Annotated in this window: 16 protein-coding genes; 6 read left to right on the top strand and 10 right to left on the bottom strand. The window is 62.9% G+C overall.

Features of this window, described 5'->3' with window-relative positions; genetic code table 11:
- The first annotated feature begins 23 nt into the window (after positions 1–23).
- The gene (locus VHD36_04780) at positions 24–1,031 is read left to right on the top strand and encodes a methyltransferase (protein HVU86610.1); all 1,008 of its coding nucleotides are present in this window, start codon (positions 24–26) and stop codon (positions 1,029–1,031) included.
- A gap of 84 nt (positions 1,032–1,115) precedes the next feature.
- Here the strand turns inward: VHD36_04780 and VHD36_04785 are convergent, their stop codons facing one another.
- From VHD36_04785 to VHD36_04800, 4 genes are read right to left on the bottom strand one after another with little or no spacing between them, the layout of a single operon-like run.
- On the bottom strand, positions 1,116–1,913 hold the full coding sequence (locus tag VHD36_04785; protein ID HVU86611.1) for an MOSC N-terminal beta barrel domain-containing protein: 798 nt from the start codon (positions 1,911–1,913) through the stop codon (positions 1,116–1,118).
- A 49-nt stretch (positions 1,914–1,962) separates the two neighbouring features.
- The gene (locus VHD36_04790) at positions 1,963–2,157 is read right to left on the bottom strand and encodes a DUF5989 family protein (GenBank protein ID HVU86612.1); all 195 of its coding nucleotides are present in this window, start codon (positions 2,155–2,157) and stop codon (positions 1,963–1,965) included.
- A gap of 58 nt (positions 2,158–2,215) precedes the next feature.
- Positions 2,216–2,653, bottom strand: a complete 438-nt coding sequence (locus VHD36_04795; protein HVU86613.1) for a hypothetical protein — start codon at positions 2,651–2,653, stop codon at positions 2,216–2,218.
- Positions 2,654–2,671: 18 nt separating this feature from the next.
- Positions 2,672–4,510 carry a carbamoyltransferase gene (locus VHD36_04800; GenBank protein HVU86614.1) on the bottom strand — a complete coding sequence of 613 codons (1,839 nt, stop codon included), beginning with the start codon at positions 4,508–4,510 and terminating at the stop codon, positions 2,672–2,674.
- Positions 4,511–4,745: 235 nt separating this feature from the next.
- Here VHD36_04800 and VHD36_04805 point away from each other — a divergent pair, with 235 nt between their 5' ends.
- Positions 4,746–6,173: a PhoPQ-activated pathogenicity-related family protein gene (locus tag VHD36_04805; protein ID HVU86615.1), complete on the top strand. Its 1,428-nt coding sequence runs from the start codon at positions 4,746–4,748 to the stop codon at positions 6,171–6,173.
- Positions 6,174–6,192: 19 nt separating this feature from the next.
- On the opposite strand, the gene VHD36_04810 is transcribed toward VHD36_04805, so the two are convergent.
- Positions 6,193–7,680, bottom strand: coding sequence for an endo-1,4-beta-xylanase (locus VHD36_04810; GenBank protein ID HVU86616.1), 1,488 nt, complete (start codon positions 7,678–7,680; stop codon positions 6,193–6,195).
- A gap of 394 nt (positions 7,681–8,074) precedes the next feature.
- On the opposite strand from VHD36_04810, the gene VHD36_04815 reads away from it, so the two are divergent.
- The 3 genes from VHD36_04815 to VHD36_04825 all read left to right on the top strand — a co-directional run bounded on the left by VHD36_04815 (position 8,075) and on the right by VHD36_04825 (position 11,724).
- Complete coding sequence (locus tag VHD36_04815; GenBank protein ID HVU86617.1) at positions 8,075–8,971, top strand: phosphoribosylaminoimidazolesuccinocarboxamide synthase; 897 nt, start codon at positions 8,075–8,077, stop codon at positions 8,969–8,971.
- A gap of 243 nt (positions 8,972–9,214) precedes the next feature.
- Complete coding sequence (aroC, locus tag VHD36_04820) at positions 9,215–10,354, top strand: chorismate synthase (protein ID HVU86618.1); 1,140 nt, start codon at positions 9,215–9,217, stop codon at positions 10,352–10,354.
- 38 nt (positions 10,355–10,392) lie between these two features.
- Complete coding sequence (locus VHD36_04825; protein ID HVU86619.1) at positions 10,393–11,724, top strand: hypothetical protein; 1,332 nt, start codon at positions 10,393–10,395, stop codon at positions 11,722–11,724.
- Positions 11,725–11,733: 9 nt separating this feature from the next.
- On the opposite strand, the gene ccsA is transcribed toward VHD36_04825, so the two are convergent.
- The 5 genes from ccsA to VHD36_04850 form a co-directional block, all read right to left on the bottom strand.
- Complete coding sequence (gene ccsA / locus VHD36_04830) at positions 11,734–15,234, bottom strand: cytochrome c biogenesis protein CcsA (protein ID HVU86620.1); 3,501 nt, start codon at positions 15,232–15,234, stop codon at positions 11,734–11,736.
- Between the two features lie 42 nt (positions 15,235–15,276).
- The gene (locus VHD36_04835) at positions 15,277–16,446 is read right to left on the bottom strand and encodes a hypothetical protein (protein HVU86621.1); all 1,170 of its coding nucleotides are present in this window, start codon (positions 16,444–16,446) and stop codon (positions 15,277–15,279) included.
- A 242-nt stretch (positions 16,447–16,688) separates the two neighbouring features.
- Complete coding sequence (locus VHD36_04840; GenBank protein HVU86622.1) at positions 16,689–17,510, bottom strand: OmpA family protein; 822 nt, start codon at positions 17,508–17,510, stop codon at positions 16,689–16,691.
- Between the two features lie 68 nt (positions 17,511–17,578).
- On the bottom strand, positions 17,579–19,078 hold the full coding sequence (locus VHD36_04845) for a helix-turn-helix domain-containing protein (GenBank protein HVU86623.1): 1,500 nt from the start codon (positions 19,076–19,078) through the stop codon (positions 17,579–17,581).
- Between the two features lie 82 nt (positions 19,079–19,160).
- Positions 19,161–19,502 (bottom strand): hypothetical protein, encoded by a 342-nt coding sequence (locus VHD36_04850; protein ID HVU86624.1) that lies wholly within the window; start codon positions 19,500–19,502, stop codon positions 19,161–19,163.
- Between the two features lie 533 nt (positions 19,503–20,035).
- Between VHD36_04850 and VHD36_04855 the strand changes: the two genes are divergently transcribed.
- On the top strand, positions 20,036–20,550 hold a 515-nt coding region (locus tag VHD36_04855), incomplete at its 3' end, for a 7-cyano-7-deazaguanine synthase (protein ID HVU86625.1).

A 20,550-nucleotide genomic window follows, 5' to 3' on the forward strand; every position in this document is an offset into this window, starting at 1 on the left:
CTCGCACAGGAGACACCCACACCGTGGAAGCTACTTCACCTGCCCGCGTGATCGCGCAGATGCTCAATGGCCAGGTGCTGACGCAAGCGTTGTACGTGACGGCTCGCCTGGAACTTGCAGACCGGGTGGCCACGCGACCGCAAACGGCCGAGGAGCTGGCCCCCGTAACGGGTACGCATGCACCGTCGCTCTACCGGCTGCTGCGAACCTTGGCCAGCCTGGGCGTGTTTCGCGAAGACGAACAGCACAAATTTCATCTGACGCCGCTGGCTGATTGTCTGCGCAAGGACGCCGAAGATTCGCAATGGGCTTTTGCGATGATGATCGGCGACGAACCCTCGCGCGCCTGGGGCAACTTGCTGTACAGCGTGCAGACGGGTGGATGCGCCTTCGAAAAAACGTTCGGCGAACCGCTCTTCAACTTTCTCGGCAAGCATCCGGAGAAGGCCCGCATCTTCGACGCAGCCATGACCAGCGTTCACGGCCAGGAAAGCAAGGCCATGCTCGACGTCTATGACCTGTCGGACGTCGGCACGTTCATCGACGTCGGTGGCGGCAACGGAAAGACTTTGATCAGCGTGCTGACGCGCTATCCGAAAATGCAGGGCATACTCTTCGACCTGCCGCACGTCGTGCAAGCGGCGGAAGCGAATTTTCGCACTGCCAAGGTTCACGACCGCGCGAAGCTCGTCGGCGGCAGTTTCTTCGAATCGATTCCCACCGGTGGCGACGCCTACCTGCTGCGGCATATCATTCACGACTGGTACGACGAACAGTCGACGCAAATTCTGGCTAACGTTCGTCGCGCGATGCACGACAAGGCGCGGCTGCTGGTGGTCGAAAGCGTGATCCTGCCGGGCAATGAACCGTCGGTGGGCAAGATGCTCGACCTGGCCATGATGGTCTTGCCCGGTGGCATGGAGCGGACCGAAGAGCAATATCGCACGCTGTTCGCGAAAGTGGGGCTGCGGCTCGAACGGATCGTGCCCACCGCCGCGGACGTGAGCGTGATCGAAGCGCGGCCCGTTTAATGCTGCCGAATTTTTCGTGCCAATTCGGGTGGCACGGCTGGCTTGCCCAACCGTGCGCTAATGGACAACAAACCGCACTCCACACTACGCCGGCACGGTTTCCAGAATCCGCAACTGGTCACCGACGTGAATCTCGCCCCCCTGGCTCAAGGGGCTGAGCCGGGTGTTCACCGTCAAGCGATAATAGTGATCGAATCGCTCGGTGATGGTCCACGGCGGCAGCGTCGCCTCGCGGTGTTCCGCGAACAGCTTCGCAAATCGCGGATAGATCACGCCCGTCTGCGGATGCCGTGTAGGCACAGGGCAGCGAGCGCAAGCCGTCGTCCCTTCGAAAATCACAGCGCCGATCGAGAAGCGCACGACGCGACTCCGATCGGCCACGAGGCGATCCTCGCAAAAGGGCGCGTCCCCGGCGAATTCCAAATTCGCGCGGAACCGGCAACGCACCTCGTCGACCGTGAACCCCGGATACCAACGGGTAACTTCGCCGATCGTCTCGCGGCTGACGATCGTGGGCCCAGGCGAATCGGTATCGTCAGGGAAGCCGCCGCGCAGGTTTTCGACGACAAGGACCTTTTCGCCGAAAAACTCGCCCAGCCAGGCGGCCAGGCCTTCGGCATCGGCCGGAAGCGCAAACTCCGCTTGCCGGCCGTCGCGCTCCGACAGGAGATGCACGCGGCTTGCCTGTCTGTCGAACTTGGCTCGCAACAGATGAACGGCCGCCGTCGCCTTGCCATTGATCCACTCGCCGCGCGCGTTTCGCAGGCAAAAACGCCGATCGTTCGCCAGCGCGCCATTGGAGAGGATCGTAGCGGCCTCGAGTTCGACCCCGTCCAACGACTTGATCGGATAGATCACGATTCGCGACAGTCGGTATGTCACATTCGGATCCTGTCTCCGCCAATTGAAACGGACCTGATGTCGGCCACGATCAAAACATCGTGTAGATGAACGGTGCGGCGCCGGTGCCCGCCAACAGCACCAGAATGCCGACCAGCCCGATTACGATCAAAATCGGCAGCAGCCACCACTTTTTGTTTTGGCCGAGAAAGTACAGAAACTCGGCGACCAATCCGCTGCGCTCCTGCCCCTTGAGTTCATCGAATGATTTTTTCGGTTCGGTCATCGGTGCATTAATTTTGTGGAAGAGGCGCTGAGTCGCCCGGCGATCATGCCGCCGTGGATCACGATTGGCGGAAATAGCTTTCCGGTCCGGTCGGGCGCGTTTTCGGCTGCCAGTACGATTTGGCTTTCCGATCGATGCGGCGATCAAGCGCGTCGCGCCCCATTAGCCGAAAGATCATACTCACCGGCAGGAATAATCCAAAGTAAATGACCGCGAGCACAACCTCGCCCACCACCAGGCCAATGGGTAGCGCCAAGAGCGTCGCCCCGACGAAGGGCCAGCGCAGCGTCTGCGGTCGCACAAACGCCAACACCGCCGCCAGCGCGCCCAAGGCAGCCAGAGCTCCAATGACCGTCGCCTGGGTGCGCGTCGCCTCGGCGGGCCAGGGCTTGCCCGTGAACAGCCAGCCGGCCAAGGGCAACGCCACGAGCGCCATCACGCCGAACTGGCGCAACTGCCGGCCCGTGGGCTTCCAGTTGACGTCGACCAATGCCATCGCGAGACCGTTTCCTTGTTAATCCAATTGAAACTGCGCCAAATGCCGGGCCCGATCTTCCTGGGCGACCTGCGGCTGGTCCTCACGAAGAATAATCTGCCGTCCCATGACCAGTACATCCATATCGGTCATCAGCAAGCAACGGTAAGCATCGTCCGGCGTACAGACGATCGGCTCGCTGCGCACGTTGAAGCTGGTATTGATCAACACGGGGCAGCCCGTCTTCTCGTAAAAGCGCGTCAGCAACTGATGAAATAACGGATTCCGCACGCTGTCGATCGTTTGCACGCGGGCCGAATAATCCACGTGCGTGATCGCCGGTAGCGTCGAGCGCTTGAAATTCAGCTTGTCGATGCCGAACGCCTGTTCGTATTCCGCTCCGAGCGCGCAGCGCAGCTCTTGGCGCACCGGCGCCACTTGCAGCATATACGGGCTGTCCTCGCCCGGCCGCATCTCGAAATAGTTGTGGACTTCCTCTTGCAGCACGCACGGGGCGAACGGTCGGAAGGACTCGCGAAACTTGATCTTCAAGTTCATCACCGACTGCATTTTCTCGCTGCGCGGATCGCCGATGATGCTCCGCGCGCCCAAGGCCCGCGGTCCGAACTCCATCCGTCCTTGAAACCAGCCGACGACTTTTTCCTGGGCAATGAGCGAGCTGACCTCGTCGCACAACTGCTCGTCGGATGTGCAGGTCGTGTATGCGGCGCCGATGCCGTCGAGGTAATCAACGATTTCCTCATCCGAAAAAGCCGGGCCCAGGAACGAGCCATGCTGCCCGTCATGCTTTTGCGGGTGTCGCGGTTTTTCTAATAGCTGGTGCCAGATAAAAAGCGCCGTGCCCAGCGCGCCCCCCGCGTCTCCCGCGGCTGGTTGAATCCAGATGTTTTCGAATGGCCCTTCACGCAAGATGCGACCATTGCCCACGCAGTTCAGCGCCACGCCACCGGCCAGTACCAGGTTCTTCATACCAGTACGAGCGTGAACATGCCGCGCGCAACGCAGCATCACGTCTTCGGTCACGGCCTGAATCGACGCCGCCAGGTCCATCTCGCGCTGCGTGACGCGCGACTCCGGCGGACGCGGCGCGCCACCGAACAACGCGTGAAAGCGGGCTGACGTCATCGTCAGACCCTGGCAGTAGTTGAAGTAGCTCATGTCCAGCCGGAACGAGCCGTCTTCCTTGAGATCGATCAGGTGCTCGCGAATCAGCGACTCGTAGATGGGCCGGCCATAAGGCGCGAGCCCCATCAGCTTGTATTCACCGCTATTAACGCGAAAGCCGGTGTAGTAGGTGAACGCCGAGTACAACAATCCGAGCGAGTGGGGAAAGCGGATTTCTTCGTCGAGTTCCAGCTTGTTGCCGCGGCCGACCCCGGTGCAGGTGGTGCTCCATTCGCCGACGCCATCGAGCGTGAGGATGGCGGCCTCTTCGAAGGGCGAGGGAAAAAAGGCACTCGCCGCGTGCGACTCGTGGTGATCGGTGAACACGTAACGCCCGCGATAGCCGTGGTGCAAGCCCTGGTCCATCTCGCGCGGCAAATGCAGCTTCTGCTTCAGCCACAGTGGCATGGCCAGGCGGAACGAGCGGAAGCCGGCCGGCGAAAAGGCCAGGTACGTCTCCAACAGCCGCTCGAACTTCGTGAGGGGCTTGTCGTAGAAGCCGACGTAGTCGAGTTGACTGGCCTCGAGCCCCGCCGCTGCCAGGCAATACTCGATCGCCCGCTGGGGAAAGTCCGAATCGTGTTTTTTGCGCGTAAAGCGCTCTTCCTGAGCGGCCGCCACGATCTCGCCATCCACGACCAGCGCCGCCGCCGAATCGTGATAGAAGGCCGAAATGCCGAGGATGGCGGTCATCGTGATCCCTTGCGCCCCAAGCGGCGCACTGCCGCCGCAACTAGAAGCAGCTATTATCTTTCGGGTAGCGGAAAGCGTCAAATCTGGGCCATCGGCACGATTCGCGAGCCGCGCTTCTTCAAATTCAAAAACCCGCCGAACACTTTGGCGACTCAGGGCCCTCGTTGACGCTCGCGGAAACGCGAGCCATCTTGGGGGCTCCGCGATACGCCCACTGCAACTTATGAGGTTTGTGATGGTCATCCGCCACGGTATTTCGGCTCATCTCTGTGCGCTGCGTCAGGCACTGTTTCTTGGCTCCTGCGCCCTTGTGCTGGGTCTGACCGCTGCCGCCCAGGGGCAGCAGCAGCGAACAGCGCTGGACGATTACGTCGCGAAGGCCGACGACAGTTTTTCGTGGACCGTTGCCGCCACGCACAAGGAGGACGGATACACGCACTTCGTTCTCGATCTCAAGTCGCAATCGTGGCGCTCGCCGGACGAGGTCAGTCGCACGCAATGGGAGCACTGGGTCACGATCGTGAAGCCGGATCGCGTCACGGCGAAAAACGCCATGCTGTTCATCGGGGGCGGCGGCAAGAAAACCGATCCGCCGTCGAAACCTAGCGACATCGCCAAAACCCTGGCGCTCGGCACAGGCTCGATCGTGGCCGAATTGAGCATGGTCCCGAACCAGCCGCTTGTGTTTCACAAGGATGGCAAGGAACGCGTCGAGGACGACCTGATTGCTTACACCTGGATGCAGTTGATGAAGACGGGCGACCCTACGTGGACGGCCCGCATGCCGATGGTGAAAAGCGCGGTGCGCGCCATGGACGCCGTCCAGGCATTCATGAAGAGCGACGCGGGCGGCAACTTGCCGGTCGATGGTTTTGTCGTCGCCGGTGGCTCGAAGCGCGGCTGGACGACCTGGCTCACCGGCGCGGTCGACAAGCGCGTGGTGGCGATCGTGCCGATCGTGATCGACGTCTTGAACGTCCGCCGGTCGATGGACCATCATCACCACGCCTACGGCTTTTGGGCACCCTCGGTCGGCGATTACGTGCGGCACAAGATCTTCGAGATGAAGGACAGCGCCGCTTACGCCGCCTTGCTCAAGCTCGAGGATCCCTATTCGTACATCGATCGCTTAACCATGCCAAAATTCATCGTCAACGCGGCAGGGGACGAATTCTTCTTGCCCGACTCTTCGCAGTTCTATTTCAACGAGCTGAAGGGGGAAAAATACCTCCGCTACGTGCCGAATGCGAATCATTCGTTACGCGGCAGCGACGCGTTAGAAAGCGTCATGGCATTTTACAATGCCATCCTCACGAACAAACCGCGGCCGCAGTTTTCATGGACGTTCGAGGGCGAGGATACGATCCGCGTGAAGACGAAGGAAAAGCCTGTCGCAGTAAACCTCTGGCAGGCGACCAATCCCAAGGCGCGCGATTTCCGGCTCGAAACGTTGGGACCGGAATACCGCAGCCACACGCTGGCCGCCTCGGCCGACGGAGATTACGTGGCCCGCGTCGAGCGTCCCGGGCAGGGTTGGACCGCCTACTTCGTTGAGTTGACGTTCGACAGCGGCTTCAAGATCCCTTTCAAGTTCACGACCGCCGTGCGCGTGACGCCGGATACGCTGCCGTTTGCGGATAAGCCGACAACCGGCGGCGAATAATCGAATTCCTTACCGGTCCTCAGGAAAGATACTTCCGACGTACCTTGGCCAGCGTTCCGAAGGCTGGCTTCGGCTGGTCCTCGCCGTCGAGCAGCCCCCCTTCGACAAACTCGTGCGGGTACGCGTCGCACAATTGGTTATAGATCACCCCGCGCACGATCGGCTTGGCCAAGAGCAATGGCACAACCTGGCGCAACCATTGCCGTTGCGCTTCCGGGCTCCAGCCGCCAGGTTGGGGACCACCGGTCGGCCGCGCGCGGGAGAACGCCTTGTCGTCGGCCGACTCGCCCGCGGGCAAGGTAATGAACAACCACAAAGGCGTACCGAGCATGGCCCAGCGGTCGATCATCCGATTGCACTCCAGCGAATCGCGCAGATAGCTGCCGCCGGGCGAATAGCCGACGTTCACTTCCAGCCCGATCCCCGACAGGTCCATGCCCGAGCGCACCAGGATGTCGGCGAAGTGCAGCGGCGACAGATCGCGCTCGGCGCGCGCCATGTATTCTCCCCATGGCTGGTCGAAGGAGAGAATGGCCGGCGTCTTCGGATCGAGCTTGCGCACAATCTCGAACGTGCGCACCGCCAGTCGCAGACGCTCCTCATCGCTGAGTCCCAGCACGGCGCCGACATTCACCCGCGACGCGCACTGCCACAGGCTGACTTTTCCGACGTAGCGCTGCACCGCGGTCTCGACATAGTCGCTGACAAAAGCCAGGATGTTATCGAAATCGCCTTGCCAGATGGCCAGCCAGTCGGGCAGGCCCCGATCGTCCAACTGCAAGAGCGGCCCGCCGATCACGGGCAGTCCGTTCTCGTGACACCAGGCGATCTGCCGATCAGCAATTTCCCATTGATAAGTTCCTTCTTGCCCTTCCACGTCGCGCCATTTCATCGTGACGGTCGCCGCGTTGAAGGCCGTTAAGAACTGGCGCGAGACGGTGGCGCGCAGCAGTTTTGGCCCGAGATTGCCTCCCAGCACCGCCTGTAATCTCGTCCCGGCGCGATGGCGCGTGGCCACGACTTTCTTGACGTAGCGGGCCACCAGACGATCCGAAAGATCCAGCGCCCGGCTGATCGCCCGCTCGGCGTGTTCCGCCGCCAGGATCGGATCATGTTGCGAAGTTACCGCGCGCGAAAGATGCTCCATCGCCTGGTGCAACGCGGCCAGGTGATGCTCCTTGGGCGCGAGGCCCAGCGACTGCCATTCGACGATCTGCGAGCGCAGCTGGTTGACTTTGCCGCGCGCCAGTTCCACGGTCAGATGGTAGGGGGCAAACCGCTCGATCAACGTGCCCGTGACCAGCGACACCTCGCCGCGTTCCGCGACGGGAAAGGGGCAGCACAGGCAGGCGGAGTCGGATTCGTTGCGGCCGAGACTCAACACCCCGTTCTGCAGTTGCACCCGGCTGACCCAAGGAATTTGTTCCGGGCCGACCAGGTAGGCGCGAAGAGCGGCTTCGGCCGTGAGGCGGTTCGCCGGGGCTACCAAGAACCGCATGAGGCCCATGGGCACCAGATCCTTAGTCGCGCCAGCCAGCGACGTCCGCGCAACGCGCCGCCTGAGTCAAATGCAACATCAACCGGACGATTTGTCGCCGTAGCCCCCGTTTCGGCGAGTCTATCCCAGCGGGACGAGCCCAGCAAGTTCGGCGAGTATGCACACGGCTTCTCCAGGCCGCGGAGCTCAGCCCGCGCGGGGAACTGGCCGGCGCTCGACACGATTGGTATATTCGCCGCGGAAACCGTTCCCTCGACATCGATTCGACGAGTTCGAGTGAGCGGGTCCAACGGCCCTTTCCACGGCGCGGGCCCGAGAGGCGAGGGCGAACGCAAGTGACAGATTGAAGCCGCCGCGGACGGTTCGGCACGCGCGTGCAAATATCGACGCAAGGAGGATTGTTATGACCACCACGGCAGCCGTTCTACAAACCACGATTCCAGGGGTACCCGTTCGCCGCGGCAAAGTACGCGACGTGTACGATCTGGGGGACAAACTGCTCCTGGTGGCCACGGATCGGATCAGCGCCTTCGACTGGGTACTGCCGACCGGTATCCCCGACAAGGGGCGCGTGCTGACGCAATTCAGCTCGTTCTGGTTCGACGAGTTGGGCGAGCCGAATCACGTTCTCTCGACCGACGTCGATCGCATGGACGAACTGCCGGCCGGGACCGAGCGCGAGCCGCTGGCCGGTCGCGCGACCTTGGTCCGCAAGACACAGGTCGTGCCCATCGAATGCGTCGTGCGCGGTTACCTCTCCGGCTCGGGCTGGAAGGAATACAAAAAGCAGGGCACCGTCTGCGGCATCAAGTTGCCCGCGGGCCTGACTGAGAGCGACAAGCTGCCGGAGCCGATCTTTACGCCTGCCACCAAGGAAGAAAGCGGCCACGACATCAACATCTCGTTTGAACAGATGGTAGATATTGTCGGCAAGGACGTGGCCCAGGAGCTGCGCGACCGCAGCATCAGCGTGTACCAGCGTGGGGCGGAACTGGCGCGCAGCAAGGGGATCATCATCGCCGACACCAAATTCGAGTGGGGGCGATTTGAAGATACCTTGATTCTCATCGACGAAGTGCTCACGCCCGACAGCTCGCGCTTCTGGCCCGTCGACCAGTATCGACCCGGCGGCAGCCCTCCCTCGTACGACAAGCAGTTCGTGCGCGATTGGCTGGAGACCACCGGCTGGGACAAGAACAGCACTCCGCCCGAACTGCCCGACGACGTCGTCGTTCGCACGCGCGAAAAGTACATCGAAGCCTACGAGCGTCTCACGGGGCGCAGCTTTCCCTGGCGATAGCGGGCAAGTTTCCACCGTCAACCGGTCGATGAAGTCGATTGACTGCGCGCTTGCGGTTCTCGCCTGCGCGCATTGCTTGCGATCGCAAATTCCCGAAGCTCACGGAATCGGCCCGGCTGTGGTTCGCTCACACGCCGGCTGACCGGCCCTGTTCGGTCCGGCGAGCCCAGGTAAAATAGGTGTTTTCGGTCGTGTTGGCCGACAATCCGCGTCGATCCCCCCGGAAGCCAAGTGCTAGAGCCCATGCTGCGTTACTGGACCGCTGGTGAATCTCACGGCAAGGCCCTCTTGGCCTTGGTGCAGGGATTTCCGGCGGGGGTTCCGATCACGACCGAGCCGATCGATCGGGAGCTGCGGCGCCGCCAGGGAGGCTACGGCCGCGGCGGTCGCCAACGGATCGAGACCGACCATGTCGAAATCCTCAGCGGCATCTGGAAAGGTCAAACTCTCGGCAGCCCTATCGCCTTGTCGGTGCCGAACAAAGACAACAAGCTCGAGCGGCTCGACGATCTCGATCGCCCGCGCCCCGGCCACGGCGACCTGACCGGGGCGATCAAGCATCTGGGGAGCATTCGCGGTGTTCTCGAGCGCGCAAGCGCCCGCGAAACGGCCGCCCGCGTCGCGGCCGGCGCACTGGCCAAGCAGCTGCTCGAACAGTTCGGCATTACGGCTTTCGGTTACACGGTGGAGCTTGGTGGCATCGCGATTCCACCGCAGCCGGGCACGTTGGCCGAACAGCGCGCGTGGCGCGACGAGAGCGAGATCTATTCGCTCAATCCGGCCCAGGATCAACAGATCAAGGACCTGATCGACGCCTGTGGCAAGGACGGCGATACGCTGGGTGGAATTCTGGAAGTGCGCGTCGAAGGCTTGCCGTTCGGTCTGGGCACCCACACCCAGTGGGACGTGAAGCTCGATGGCCGACTGGCGCAGGCCGTGATGGCCGTGCAAGCGATCAAGGGGGTCGAGATCGGCCTGGGGTTCGAAGCGGCGCGGCGACGCGGCTCGCAGGTGCATGACGCGATCCATTACGACGAATCGCAAAAAACGACGCCCAACCTGGGCTACGTGCGCCCGACGAACAACGCCGGTGGATTGGAAGCGGGTATGACCAATGGGCAACCGCTGGTGATCCGCGCCGCCAAGAAACCGATCAGCACGCTGCGCAAGCCGTTGGCGAGTATCAACCTGGCCACGAAGGAAGCCGAGGAAGCCGCTTACGAGCGGAGCGACGTGTGCGCGGTGCCGGCGGCCGGGGTGATTCTCGAGAACGTCGTGGCGTTCGAAATCGCCGCGGCGCTCGTCGATAAATTCGGCGGCGACAGCCTGGCCGAGATGCGCGCCCGCTGGGACTTGTTTCAACAGATGGCTCGCGAGCGCTAAGCCGCTCGGTGCGCCTGGAGAACGCCGGACGAACAAGGATGTTCCGACTGCATCAAATCACGCGCCGCGGCTTTTGCCGCGCCTGCTTCGTGCTGGGTTGCCTGGCCCCCCTGGTAGCTTTTGTCGCGTGGGGCACTTACCGGCATTCGCCGCTGCACGGCCGCCACGAAGAATCGTCATTGCGCACATTGTTGGGCTTGCGCGTGGCCGTCGCCGGCGTCGCTCATCCCCGCCCGGGGCTGACACGATATCGCGACGTAGCACTCTTCGACCCGGAAACGGGCAAGGCCGTGGCTCGCTCGGAGCAAGTCGAGTATCGCACGAGCGCCCTGGATGACTCGGCGAAAATCGCGCTCGCCGGCGTCACCATCGAGCGGGGCGGCCTGGCCCACTGCCACGCGCTATTGCAGCGGCTATTGCGGCGCGATCGCGATAAAGACCTGAACCTGACCGTCACGGCCGACGAGATCACGATCGTCGGCCCCGTCGATACCGAAGAACTTGCGAGTTTCAGCGGGCTGCTGCGCGCGAGCAAAGGTGAATGTGAAGCACGCTTCGTGCTCGAGCCGTCGGGCGAAAAGATATCGCCGGCCGACGGCGAAGCCGAGAAATCTGCTGATCGCATCCTGGTGCGCTTCGCACGTTCCCGTGAATCAGGTGCTCCCAAGGAGGAATGGGAACTGCACACCGGACGCCACAGCGTCCCCTGTGACTGGTTCCAGGCCGTCGCCGGCGAAGTGCCAGGCCTGGTCAAGAGCCGTTTGCAAGGTTCGATCTGGGTCAAGGACGTCGCGGCAGGCCAGGTCGCCCTCCGCGGCCGAATAACAGGGGTCGAACTTGCGCCGCTGGTGACGCCGTACTTCGGTCACTTGATCGAAGGCACGATCGACGTCGATTTCGCACAGCCAGCGCATTTTTCGAACGGGCGAATCGTGGAAATGCGCGCGACCGTCACGGGTGGCCCCGGGCGCGTCGGCCGTGCGCTCCTTGCGGCCACCTCGGCCGCTCTCGGTTGCCCCACGAAATTCGATCGGCGGCTCGTCGATGGCGTCTTCGCCTACGAGGCGCTGGCGTTTGAATTCCTTCTCGACCCGCGCGGGCAGATCGCCATCCTCGGTCGCCTGGCGGATCGGCCCAAGCAGTTGATCAGCGACAGTGAGGGGCGCGGCCTGTTATTCCAGCCGAACGCGCAGCCGCAACCGGTCGTGAACCTGGTGCAGGTGATCGAAGGGGCCGCGGGCCCGACGGTACCGGCCACGCCGCAGGCCGCCGCCATCTTGGGCCGGTTGCCGCTGATGGGATCGGCCACGGCCACCACGGCACGCCCAATGCGCGAAGAGCCATCGCCTGCGAGCAGCCGGCTGCGCTAACGCACCGCCCTACGCTGCGGCGGCCCGACTGCTCCACCATTTCGCGCGCGGGACAAGCGCCAGGGCCACGATGCCCAATTGCGACGCCACAAAGACGATGAGGGCCAGGGCGATTCCCTCGGTAAATCCGTAGGAATGCAGACCCACCGAAAGCTGGTTCACGCCGAACATCGACCAGGCCACGGCGATATTCCCCACCACGGCCAAGGTGGCCAGTCCGCGATCGCGGATCATGCCGTCCCAGCGAGCGTGCAAGACGAGCGCGTTCCAGAGGACGATGATCAGCGCGCCGTTCTCCTTGGGATCCCAACCCCAGAAGCGGCCCCACGAATCGTCGGCCCACAATCCGCCGAGTACGGTGCCGACGAAGCTGAAGAAGATGGCGAAGCACACACAGCCGTAGATCATTCGCGCGAGCTCGTCGGCCCGCCGCTTGGTCAATGAGGGAGTGAGCACACCGCCGACGATGTACAGGATGCCCAGCGCGCCGGCGACGAACGTCGTGGTGTAACCGGTCGTGATGCACGTGACGTGCGTGGCCAGCCAGAATTGTGTATCGAGCACGGCTTGCAGCACCGTGAACGTATCGCCGTCGCCGGCCAGCTTGTCGGCGATCACCAGCGTCGAGAAACCGACCGCCCCGGCGATGATATTGCCGATGCCTAGCCGATACACGGCTTCCAGGATGATTCCCAACAGCACGCCCCCCCAGCCGATAAAGATCGCCGCCGAATACAGGTTCGTCACAGGCGGCCGGCCCGAAATGTAAATGCGCGACACCAGTGCGATCGTGTGGATCACGAATGTCACCAGCACCAGCCCCAGCGCCGCACGGTTCATGGGGCGCGACCAACCCAGCCATCCGATCGCGGCCAATACGAATGCCACGACGTACATCCACGACGCCCAGAAAAACAGCCGGGCGTGATTGAAGGACGCCTCGAAGTCGATTTTGCGGACGTTGAGACCGGCCGGCGGGCGCGCGGCGAGCGCCGATTCATAGCCTGTCACCGCCTTGTTGAAAGCCGCGGCGTCTTTCTTGGCATAGCCGACTACGATCTCATTGAAATCGAGCGTCGCCGGGTTCGGTTCCTGATTCATCAGGTTGGCTTGCGCAAAAGCCTTGGTCCAAGCCACGGTGTACGGCTCCCAATCGCCACTGCCCGAGGCGGGCGGAATCACTAGCGGCGCCTGCAGTTGGCTGAAAACGCGCTGCTGCTGACGCATTGCCTCGAGCAAATCCTCGGCGGCATGATCGCGGCGAATCTGCGGCTGATCGAACGCTCTCAGTAAAGTCGAATACAACGCCAGCCGGCTGTCGAGTTCCAGGATCTTCTTCTGGAACACGCTCTGCTCGGCTGGATCGACCGCCCGGGCAGCCGTGGCCTGCTTCTCGAACTCGGCCATGTGCTCGCGGAATTCGTTGATCGAATAGCGGAAGCCCTGCCGGCGCGACAGGCCAAGCATGTCGAGCACTTCCAGATTCTGGATGCGCACCACCTTTTGCCTGGCAGCTTCGCTCGGGTCGACAATCACATCCAGCAGCCATTTCACGGCCGGTTGCCGTTTGTCGTTTTCGTCGACGTAGGTTTCCGAATCGGAGATGATCCGCAGGCTGTTCCGCGCGAGCGTGTCGAAGGGCTTCAAGCGCCCTTGGTACATGACAGGCAATTGGCCGAACGCCGCCAGATTCGGCTCTCCGTCGGGGACGCGCGGGGGGCGGACCACCGAAAACATGAACAGTAATGCCGCGCCGATGACCGCCAGCGGAATCGCCCAATCAGCCGTGGTCGAGGTCGGAGCCGTGACCTTGACTCGCCGACCGTTCTTGGCGACGAGAACACCGTCGGCGTCGGCAGTCGTGCGGCGTCGCAAGAACCGCAACAGCACGATCGAAAAGTGGGCCAACAATCCCGTGGCCACGATCATGCAGGCCACGTACGGAATCATCCAGCCGGCGTTTGCCACGACGCTTAGTCCCGTGAATTCGCGGCCGGTCGCAGGATCGACCTCCATCTGCGACTGATAGAACGTCTCGCCGCCGTAGCGTAGCGGGTTGTTCATCCAGATATGTACTTTGCGATCGACGTGGCGCGACGTATCGACCAGCCGCAAGTCCGACGAGTAATTGCTCGGGGTGTTGGTCCCCATGTACTTGTCGGCGCGCCCGTCGATCAGGTGCATCGAGTACGGCTTGTAGTCGCGTTTGAAACGCAGCGCCATATCGTAGGTCTTGCCGTCGACGGTGACCTTCTCGGCCACTCCTTTGAATGATTGAAGAATGCCGACCAGGTAAGTGCCCAGCGGCTTGTCGTCGTGCGCGCGGTCGAGCACGCGCACATAAGCCGCCGACATGTCGACCTTACTGTTGTTGTCGGCGCCCGTGCCCGCCCGCGCAGCGTCGGCGACGAACTGCTTGCCGGTGCCCGTGTCGGCCGGATTTTCTTCCCCCTGCTTCCATTCGCGTAAGTTCGAGTTCGGCAAGAAGCGCACCACTTCAAAGTCGAAGGGAAGCTGCTTGTCGCGCACCACGCTTCCTTCGGTCAAATACGACTGCGGCACGACGACGACGTCGTCTTCGTCAGGATTCGAGGGATCGATGATGGCCAGTTCAACCGTGCGCAGGTCCTGGGCGTAATTGACGGTCTCGCCTTCCTTGATTTGCATGAGCGCTTCGGAATGCAGGCCGTAGACGACCAGTTCGTTGATCATCATCAGCGCGATGCCGCCGTGCAGCAGGACGATGCCGGCCCGTTTGCGGAACAGGAGCATGCACCCGGCCAGCAGGATCAGGCTGGCCAGGCCTCCTTTGAGCAATTGCCAGAGAATGCGGAGCGAAGACGCGCCCAGTTCGAACTCGCTGCGCATGTACAGCCAGGCGATGAGCGCGCCCAATCCCGCGGCCACGATCGCCAGGCCGACGCGCTCGTATTGGCGCGCCGAGTCAATCTTGATCAGCGCGAAGAGCGTCGCCAGCCACAACAGGGCCAGGCTCGCCTTCAGGATCGTCCACAGGGTCGACCACTCGATGAGCGGCGCGTCTTGCAGTCCGCCCGCGCTTGATCCGCTCGCCACGACGAGCCACGTCATGCCGGCGCCGGCCGCGATCACGGCCAGGCCGGCGAGCAGCCGCGCACCGCGAGCTTGAATCTTGAATCGCAACGTGTGCGCGGCGAGCAAGTTGACGAGCATGGCGCCCCCGATCGTGAAACCGCCGGGGAAAGGAAACGAGAAGTCCGGAATGCTCCACGAGCGCGGGAAGAACACGCGCAGGTTGATCCACGCCAGCGGCGTGCGAAAATAGTCGGCCATCACATCCCAGATGCCTTTGTCGATCTGGGCGAGCGTGCCAGCCAGAATCAGAAAGATGGCCAAGGCCATCAGCAGCACGGTCAGCTTCAGCGAAGCCAAAGGCCGCAAAAGATAGGCGATCGTCCCAGCCAGTTGCGGCGCATCGGTCTCGCGGTCAAGGTCGGCCGCGTGACGTTGTTGCAGAATATCGCTTGCCATACATGCTGCTCAAATGATTGACGGTCTTAGGGAGCTACGAGTCTAGGGAGCGGTGAAACGCACCGACCGTGCAAAGGTTTCGAAGTTCTGCTTCTCACGGGCCACGAGCGCCGGCGAACCGGTCATCTTGATGAACCAGGTCTGACCGCCGTGCTGCGCGACCACGCCCAGGATCGCTTTCTCGGCGCCTGCGAGATCGATAAAGTCCCCCGCGACATCGCCAAGTTCGATCTTCTTCACTTCGTGCGCGAGATCATCCGCGGAAGTCTCGGGCAGGCCGACTTGCTGGCGCCAGCGATTGATATTCGGCAGCAGTGCTCCGCCCGAGGCGTCGAGACTGATGATCGTCACTTCGCCTGACTCGGCGCCGGTGCCGACGGCGAACGCCGCTTTACGCATGCCGCCGGCCGGGCCTTCCGTCCAACCCGATGGCACGTCATACGTCAGCTCGCGCGCCGTGCGGCGCGGCCCGGCGGACGCCCCGGGGCCGTTCGGTGCCGGACTCGACGGCGGCATCGCGCCACCGGCAAAGGGCGCGCGCCCCATATTGTCCTGCGGCTTGTGACCTACGAGGTCGACCAAAGTCGCGCTCGTGCCGGTCAGCTCCACCTGCTCAACATTGTTCTTAAGCTCGCCGGGCGCAAGCGGCGGCAGCCCCAGTTGGCCGCGCCACCGATTCACGTTCGACAGCGCATACACGTCCGGGTCGGGCTCGTTCTTCGGCAACACGGTCACGCTCAGATCGAGCGCGCCGGCGGCCGAGGGAACTTCGATCGTCGCATAGCGCATCCCCGATGCCGGCTTTTGCTGCCAACCCTGCGGCAGCGTCCACTCGGGCGTCCCCTCGCCGGTGAAATGGATCGACTTCACGAGCGCGCGGAAGTTGGCCGCTTCGGCTTCAACCGTCTCGGCCGGCCCTAGCATGCGCACAAACCACGCCTGCGGATCGCGGGGGATGATCGCCGCGAGCATGCGGAATTTTGCGTTCTCGTCCCCGGCCGTTTCGCTTGCGTCTGGGCCGTTGTCACGCAGCAGCGTCTGCTCTTTGGGCACACGGTAATGGCGAATCGCGTCTTGACGATTGCAACCAGCCCCGAATCCCAGCGAACCGCAGGCGAGCATCGCCAGGGCAGTTCTGGCCAGGCGGCCGGCGCGCAATGCCGAACCCGAAGAGCAAGCATCCGACAACAACGCTACACTGTAAGCAACCATGCGACAGACACTTACGGCTGAGAGGCGAGACGCTTAGAGGGCCCGTAGCGGCGGGGGCGCAAAAGCAATTGCGCGAGCAGGCCCAATTCCCTTCTGCCCATTATAGCGCCGGCGGAAGGCGAAAGTATATATCCCGACGCCAGCCGCCAGCAGGGGGGAAAGGGTGGCGCCGCTACGGCATTCGACTTACCGCAAGCAAAAAAAGGCGCGCGATGAAGTTGCGCCCGCCCGCGGTACCTCGCCTAATAGATGCTGGTCGTCGTCTCGGTCCAGCCGACGACCGGCGTTTCGGGGCCCATGACGAACACCTCGACACGGCGGTTCGTCTGCCGATCTTCGGCCGTTTCGTTGTCGGCGATCGACTGATGCTGGCCGTAGCCGGCCACGCCCAACCGGTCGTCGGGCACGCCATGCTTGCGCAGATAGTCGGCCACGGCCAAGGCGCGCGCGGCGCTCAGATGCCAATTGTCGGGGTACTTGTCACGCGTCGGGCGCTTGATCTGCCGGCTGTCGGTGTGGCCCACGATCATGACGCGCAGCTCGGCCGCTTCGGGCGATTTGAGGAACCGCACCAGATCGTCCAGGCTTTCTCGCGCCGCGGCGTGCAGTTCGGCGCCGCCACTGTCGAAGAGGACGTCGATGTCGAACCGGCTGATGCCGGTTTCCGGATCGTAAGCCAGCCAGTCGTAGCGGCGCGAAAGTTCTTCCAGGCGCAGGTCGCGCGCCGAGCCACGCGATCCGCGCGCGTTATTGACGATCGTCTCGACCTGGCCGCGCAGCGTGCGGCGCTCATGCTGGAAGTTGGCGATCTGCTTGCGATCGACGCCCAGCCGCTGATCCATTTCGGCCAGTTCTTCCTCGGCCTGGATCAGCTGGTTTTCCACGGCGCGATTATGCGCCTTGAGATTCTCAATCTCTTGCTGCTGAGCCTGGGCCTGCTCCGTGAGCGCGCGGTTCTGGCTTTGGGCTTCGGAGAGTTGCCCTTGCGATGGCCACTGGCAACCCGGCAGCAATAGCGCGAGCGCGCCAGCAGCGATCGAGATGCCTCGGAAGAATTGGCCCATGATTCGACTCCTTTCGAATCGACGCGTTATTTCGATCCGGCAGCGTTAGCTTTGCCGGCCGCTTGCCATCAGCCGAACAAGCCCATGATGAAATCCATGATGGCGCTGTTCACGGAATACGGCGCGTTCCAGCTCCACATATTTCGCATCAGGTCGTACATCATCATTCCACACAATGCCAGAAACAGCAGGCACATTCCCAGCAGAATCACGACCCACACCGGATAAGGCGTCTCGGCCGCGTACGCCGCGACGGGCGCTCCGGCCGGCGCGAACACCGGTGCCGCGCCTCCGCCCAGGCCACCTTCGGCCAGCGCGGCTCCGCCGCCGACATCCTCTTCGAGCATGTTCGACATACCGCTTTCGGCGGCGGCGAACATGCTTCCTTCGGAACTTTCGAACGGCGAGCCCGAGTCGATCGCGATGACTTGTGATCCGCTGTCTTCCGACGCTTCTTCGCCCTCCGGCGCCATGGGGGTCAACAGGAATTCGTCGCTGGTCTTCAGGTCCATCACCTCATCGGAGTCGAATTCCGTGACGCCGCTGAGGTCTTCGCCCGATTCCGACATCTCGAACGTTGGCTCGCCGCCCTCGCTACGCAGCTCGATGGGCGCATCGAGCGACAAACCGCTGTCCGCCGGATCAACCAGCGAAATGCCGCTGTCGCCCGGGCTGATCGTTATGTCACTCCCTGGCCCCCCCAGGACGAAGTCATCCTCATCGACGTGCTCGTCACCCAACGTGATTCCCGAATCGACTACCGGATCGGGAATCGATTCCCCGGCAAACACGGTCGATCCGCCGGCCGCGGCCTTCGGGGGCGGCAGCACGCTGCTTCCCTCGGGCGGACCGGCTTGTAGTGTTCCCAGGTCGAAATCGCTGTCCTCAAACGTGCTCAGCTTGATCACGCTTTCGTCGGCGGTCGGCGGCTGGCCCGGCTTGCCGATGATCGTGCTCGACGGGCTGTCGAGCGGTCCGCCGGCCTGCACCTTCACGGCGCTGTCGGCGGGCCCCAACGGCAGTCCCGGCGCTCCGATGATTGTGCGCGATGCGCTTGGCTCCTCCGCTCCTTCCGATTCGAGTTTTATGGCGCTTTCATTCGGCCGCAGCGGCGTTCCCGGCCGGCCGATCATGGTGGCCGACGCTTCCCCCAGATCGTCGGCCGGGGCCCGCAGCTTGACGTCGCTCTCGGCCGGCGAGAGCGGCGAGCCCGGTTTGCCGATGATCGTGGCCGAAGCGCTGGGCCCCGACTCACCCAATTCGAACTCACTCAACAACACGACTTCTTCACTCGAGGCGTCGATATCGTCGGGATCGATCACCAGGTCGATCGGCGCATCGCTGATCTCTTGCGAGTCGCCCATCACAAACGCGCCGGACAGATCCGCGTCGCTCGCTGCTCCGCCGGCTCGGTCCTGGGCAACCTTCTCGATGTCCTCGGGTTTGAATTTCCAGCTCGTTCCGTCGCGGTAGCCGTACAGCTTGCCGCTTAAGCGCAGGTCGTTGACTGCGTCCTCGCTGATTCCCAACTGATTGGCCGCCTCGGCCAGCGTGACGAACTTGGACATGCATCCCCTCCGGCAGTTCCATTCTTTCGCCGGGTGCGAAAGAACGTGGGTCCGCTGGAAGTGGTCGCAGCCAGCGGACGATTTATCTTTGATCCACCAGGGACCGCACTTCCGAAGGCAACGGACTAACGCCGTTGTACTCTTCGATCTGCAAGTCCCAGTGGATGTTCCGTATTCCCTTGAGAACGATCTCGCCCTTTACCGGGTCGAGCTGGTAGTAGCCCAACACTTGCGACCGCGGATCGATGACCGTCAGCATCTGGCGACCATCGGGCAATTGCACCGGGTGTGTGATTAACCCGGCTGTTGCCTCGGGCAAAACGGCAGCTCGCTGGGCCAGGGCCCGGCCGCTCTCGGTTCCACCGGCGACGGCCGCATACACCAACCCCGCGCCTGCCAGGGCACCCAGGATCACTCGTCTCATGCAACCACCTAAGGCTGATGGGATTAGGGAAACTGGGGCACTTAGTCCATTCTAAGAGCCCCAAATTCCGATTCAACAAAAAACGGCCTTCGCTGCCGCGGCATTTCCGCCCCTCTTCGGGGTCCGGAAGTCGGTTCTGGCCCGCCTAACCGGTACCGCTGTCGGTTTCGGCCCCTTTCCAGCTTCGCCGGTCGATGCAAGATCCAAAGTCAATCCCGCGCTTTCGGACGCCACGGCCCGACGGCGGCTCAGGCCCATTCGCGGCATGAGTGGCCAGGTCGTGAACTCGAAGGCGCAGCAAAAGCGCGTTTACGGCGCGAAAGCTGACAGACGTGCAGACAAGATCGGACTCGAACGAGATACAGAAAGGGAGGCGGAGTGTACAGCCCGCGATTGCCAGCTTCAAGGTCAAGTGCGGATGCCGGAAGAGGCCGCGTACGCTAGCATGGGAACCAATCGCGTTTCGTCGTTTTCGCGCGTCGTTTGAACGGCTGATTCGTTCGCAGCCCCCGTGGCTTAAGGAAAGATTGCAGATGACCGGCTCGAAGGACGCCGCCGACGTCGGCGTGCTCGTAAGCGGGGGCTTGGATAGCGCGATCTTGCTGGCACACCTGCTCGACCAGGAGCAGTCGGTGCAGCCGTTTTATGTCCGTTCGCACCTGGCGTGGGAAGGAACGGAGCTGGCCTGGCTGCGGCGTTACCTGGCGGCGGTCGCGCGGCCGGCGCTCGCGCCGCTTGTGATTCTCGATCTGCCGCTGGCCGATGTGTACGGCACGCACTGGAGCACCACGGGCGAGGCGGTGCCCGACGCCGCCACCCCCGACGAAGCGGTGTATCTGCCAGGCCGCAATGCGCTGCTGTTGATCAAGGCGGTATTGTGGTGCCAGTTGCACGACGTGCCGCGGCTCGCGCTTGCGCCCTTGGCCTCGAACCCTTTCCCCGACGCCACGGACAAGTTCTTTGCCGCTTACGAGCAAGCGCTCAATCTGGCGACTGGCGGGCAGGTTCATATCGAACGCCCCTTCGCCCAGATGACCAAACGCCAGGT

Source organism: Pirellulales bacterium, assembly GCA_035546535.1.
Lineage (GTDB): Bacteria > Planctomycetota > Planctomycetia > Pirellulales > JACPPG01 > JACPPG01.

Excerpts from the sequence above, each read along its gene's own strand:
- VHD36_04790 (HVU86612.1), bottom strand. The coding sequence starts at position 2,157 with ATGACCGAACCGAAAAAATCATTCGATGAACTCAAGGGGCAGGAGCGC.
- VHD36_04795 (HVU86613.1), bottom strand. The coding sequence starts at position 2,653 with ATGGCATTGGTCGACGTCAACTGGAAGCCCACGGGCCGGCAGTTGCGC.
- VHD36_04800 (HVU86614.1), bottom strand. The coding sequence starts at position 4,510 with ATGACCGCCATCCTCGGCATTTCGGCCTTCTATCACGATTCGGCGGCG.
- VHD36_04805 (HVU86615.1), top strand. The coding sequence starts at position 4,746 with ATGGTCATCCGCCACGGTATTTCGGCTCATCTCTGTGCGCTGCGTCAG.
- VHD36_04810 (HVU86616.1), bottom strand. The coding sequence starts at position 7,680 with ATGGGCCTCATGCGGTTCTTGGTAGCCCCGGCGAACCGCCTCACGGCC.
- VHD36_04815 (HVU86617.1), top strand. The coding sequence starts at position 8,075 with ATGACCACCACGGCAGCCGTTCTACAAACCACGATTCCAGGGGTACCC.
- aroC (HVU86618.1), top strand. The coding sequence starts at position 9,215 with ATGCTGCGTTACTGGACCGCTGGTGAATCTCACGGCAAGGCCCTCTTG.
- VHD36_04825 (HVU86619.1), top strand. The coding sequence starts at position 10,393 with ATGTTCCGACTGCATCAAATCACGCGCCGCGGCTTTTGCCGCGCCTGC.
- ccsA (HVU86620.1), bottom strand. The coding sequence starts at position 15,234 with ATGGCAAGCGATATTCTGCAACAACGTCACGCGGCCGACCTTGACCGC.
- VHD36_04835 (HVU86621.1), bottom strand. The coding sequence starts at position 16,446 with ATGGTTGCTTACAGTGTAGCGTTGTTGTCGGATGCTTGCTCTTCGGGT.
- VHD36_04840 (HVU86622.1), bottom strand. The coding sequence starts at position 17,510 with ATGGGCCAATTCTTCCGAGGCATCTCGATCGCTGCTGGCGCGCTCGCG.
- VHD36_04845 (HVU86623.1), bottom strand. The coding sequence starts at position 19,078 with ATGTCCAAGTTCGTCACGCTGGCCGAGGCGGCCAATCAGTTGGGAATC.
- VHD36_04850 (HVU86624.1), bottom strand. The coding sequence starts at position 19,502 with ATGAGACGAGTGATCCTGGGTGCCCTGGCAGGCGCGGGGTTGGTGTAT.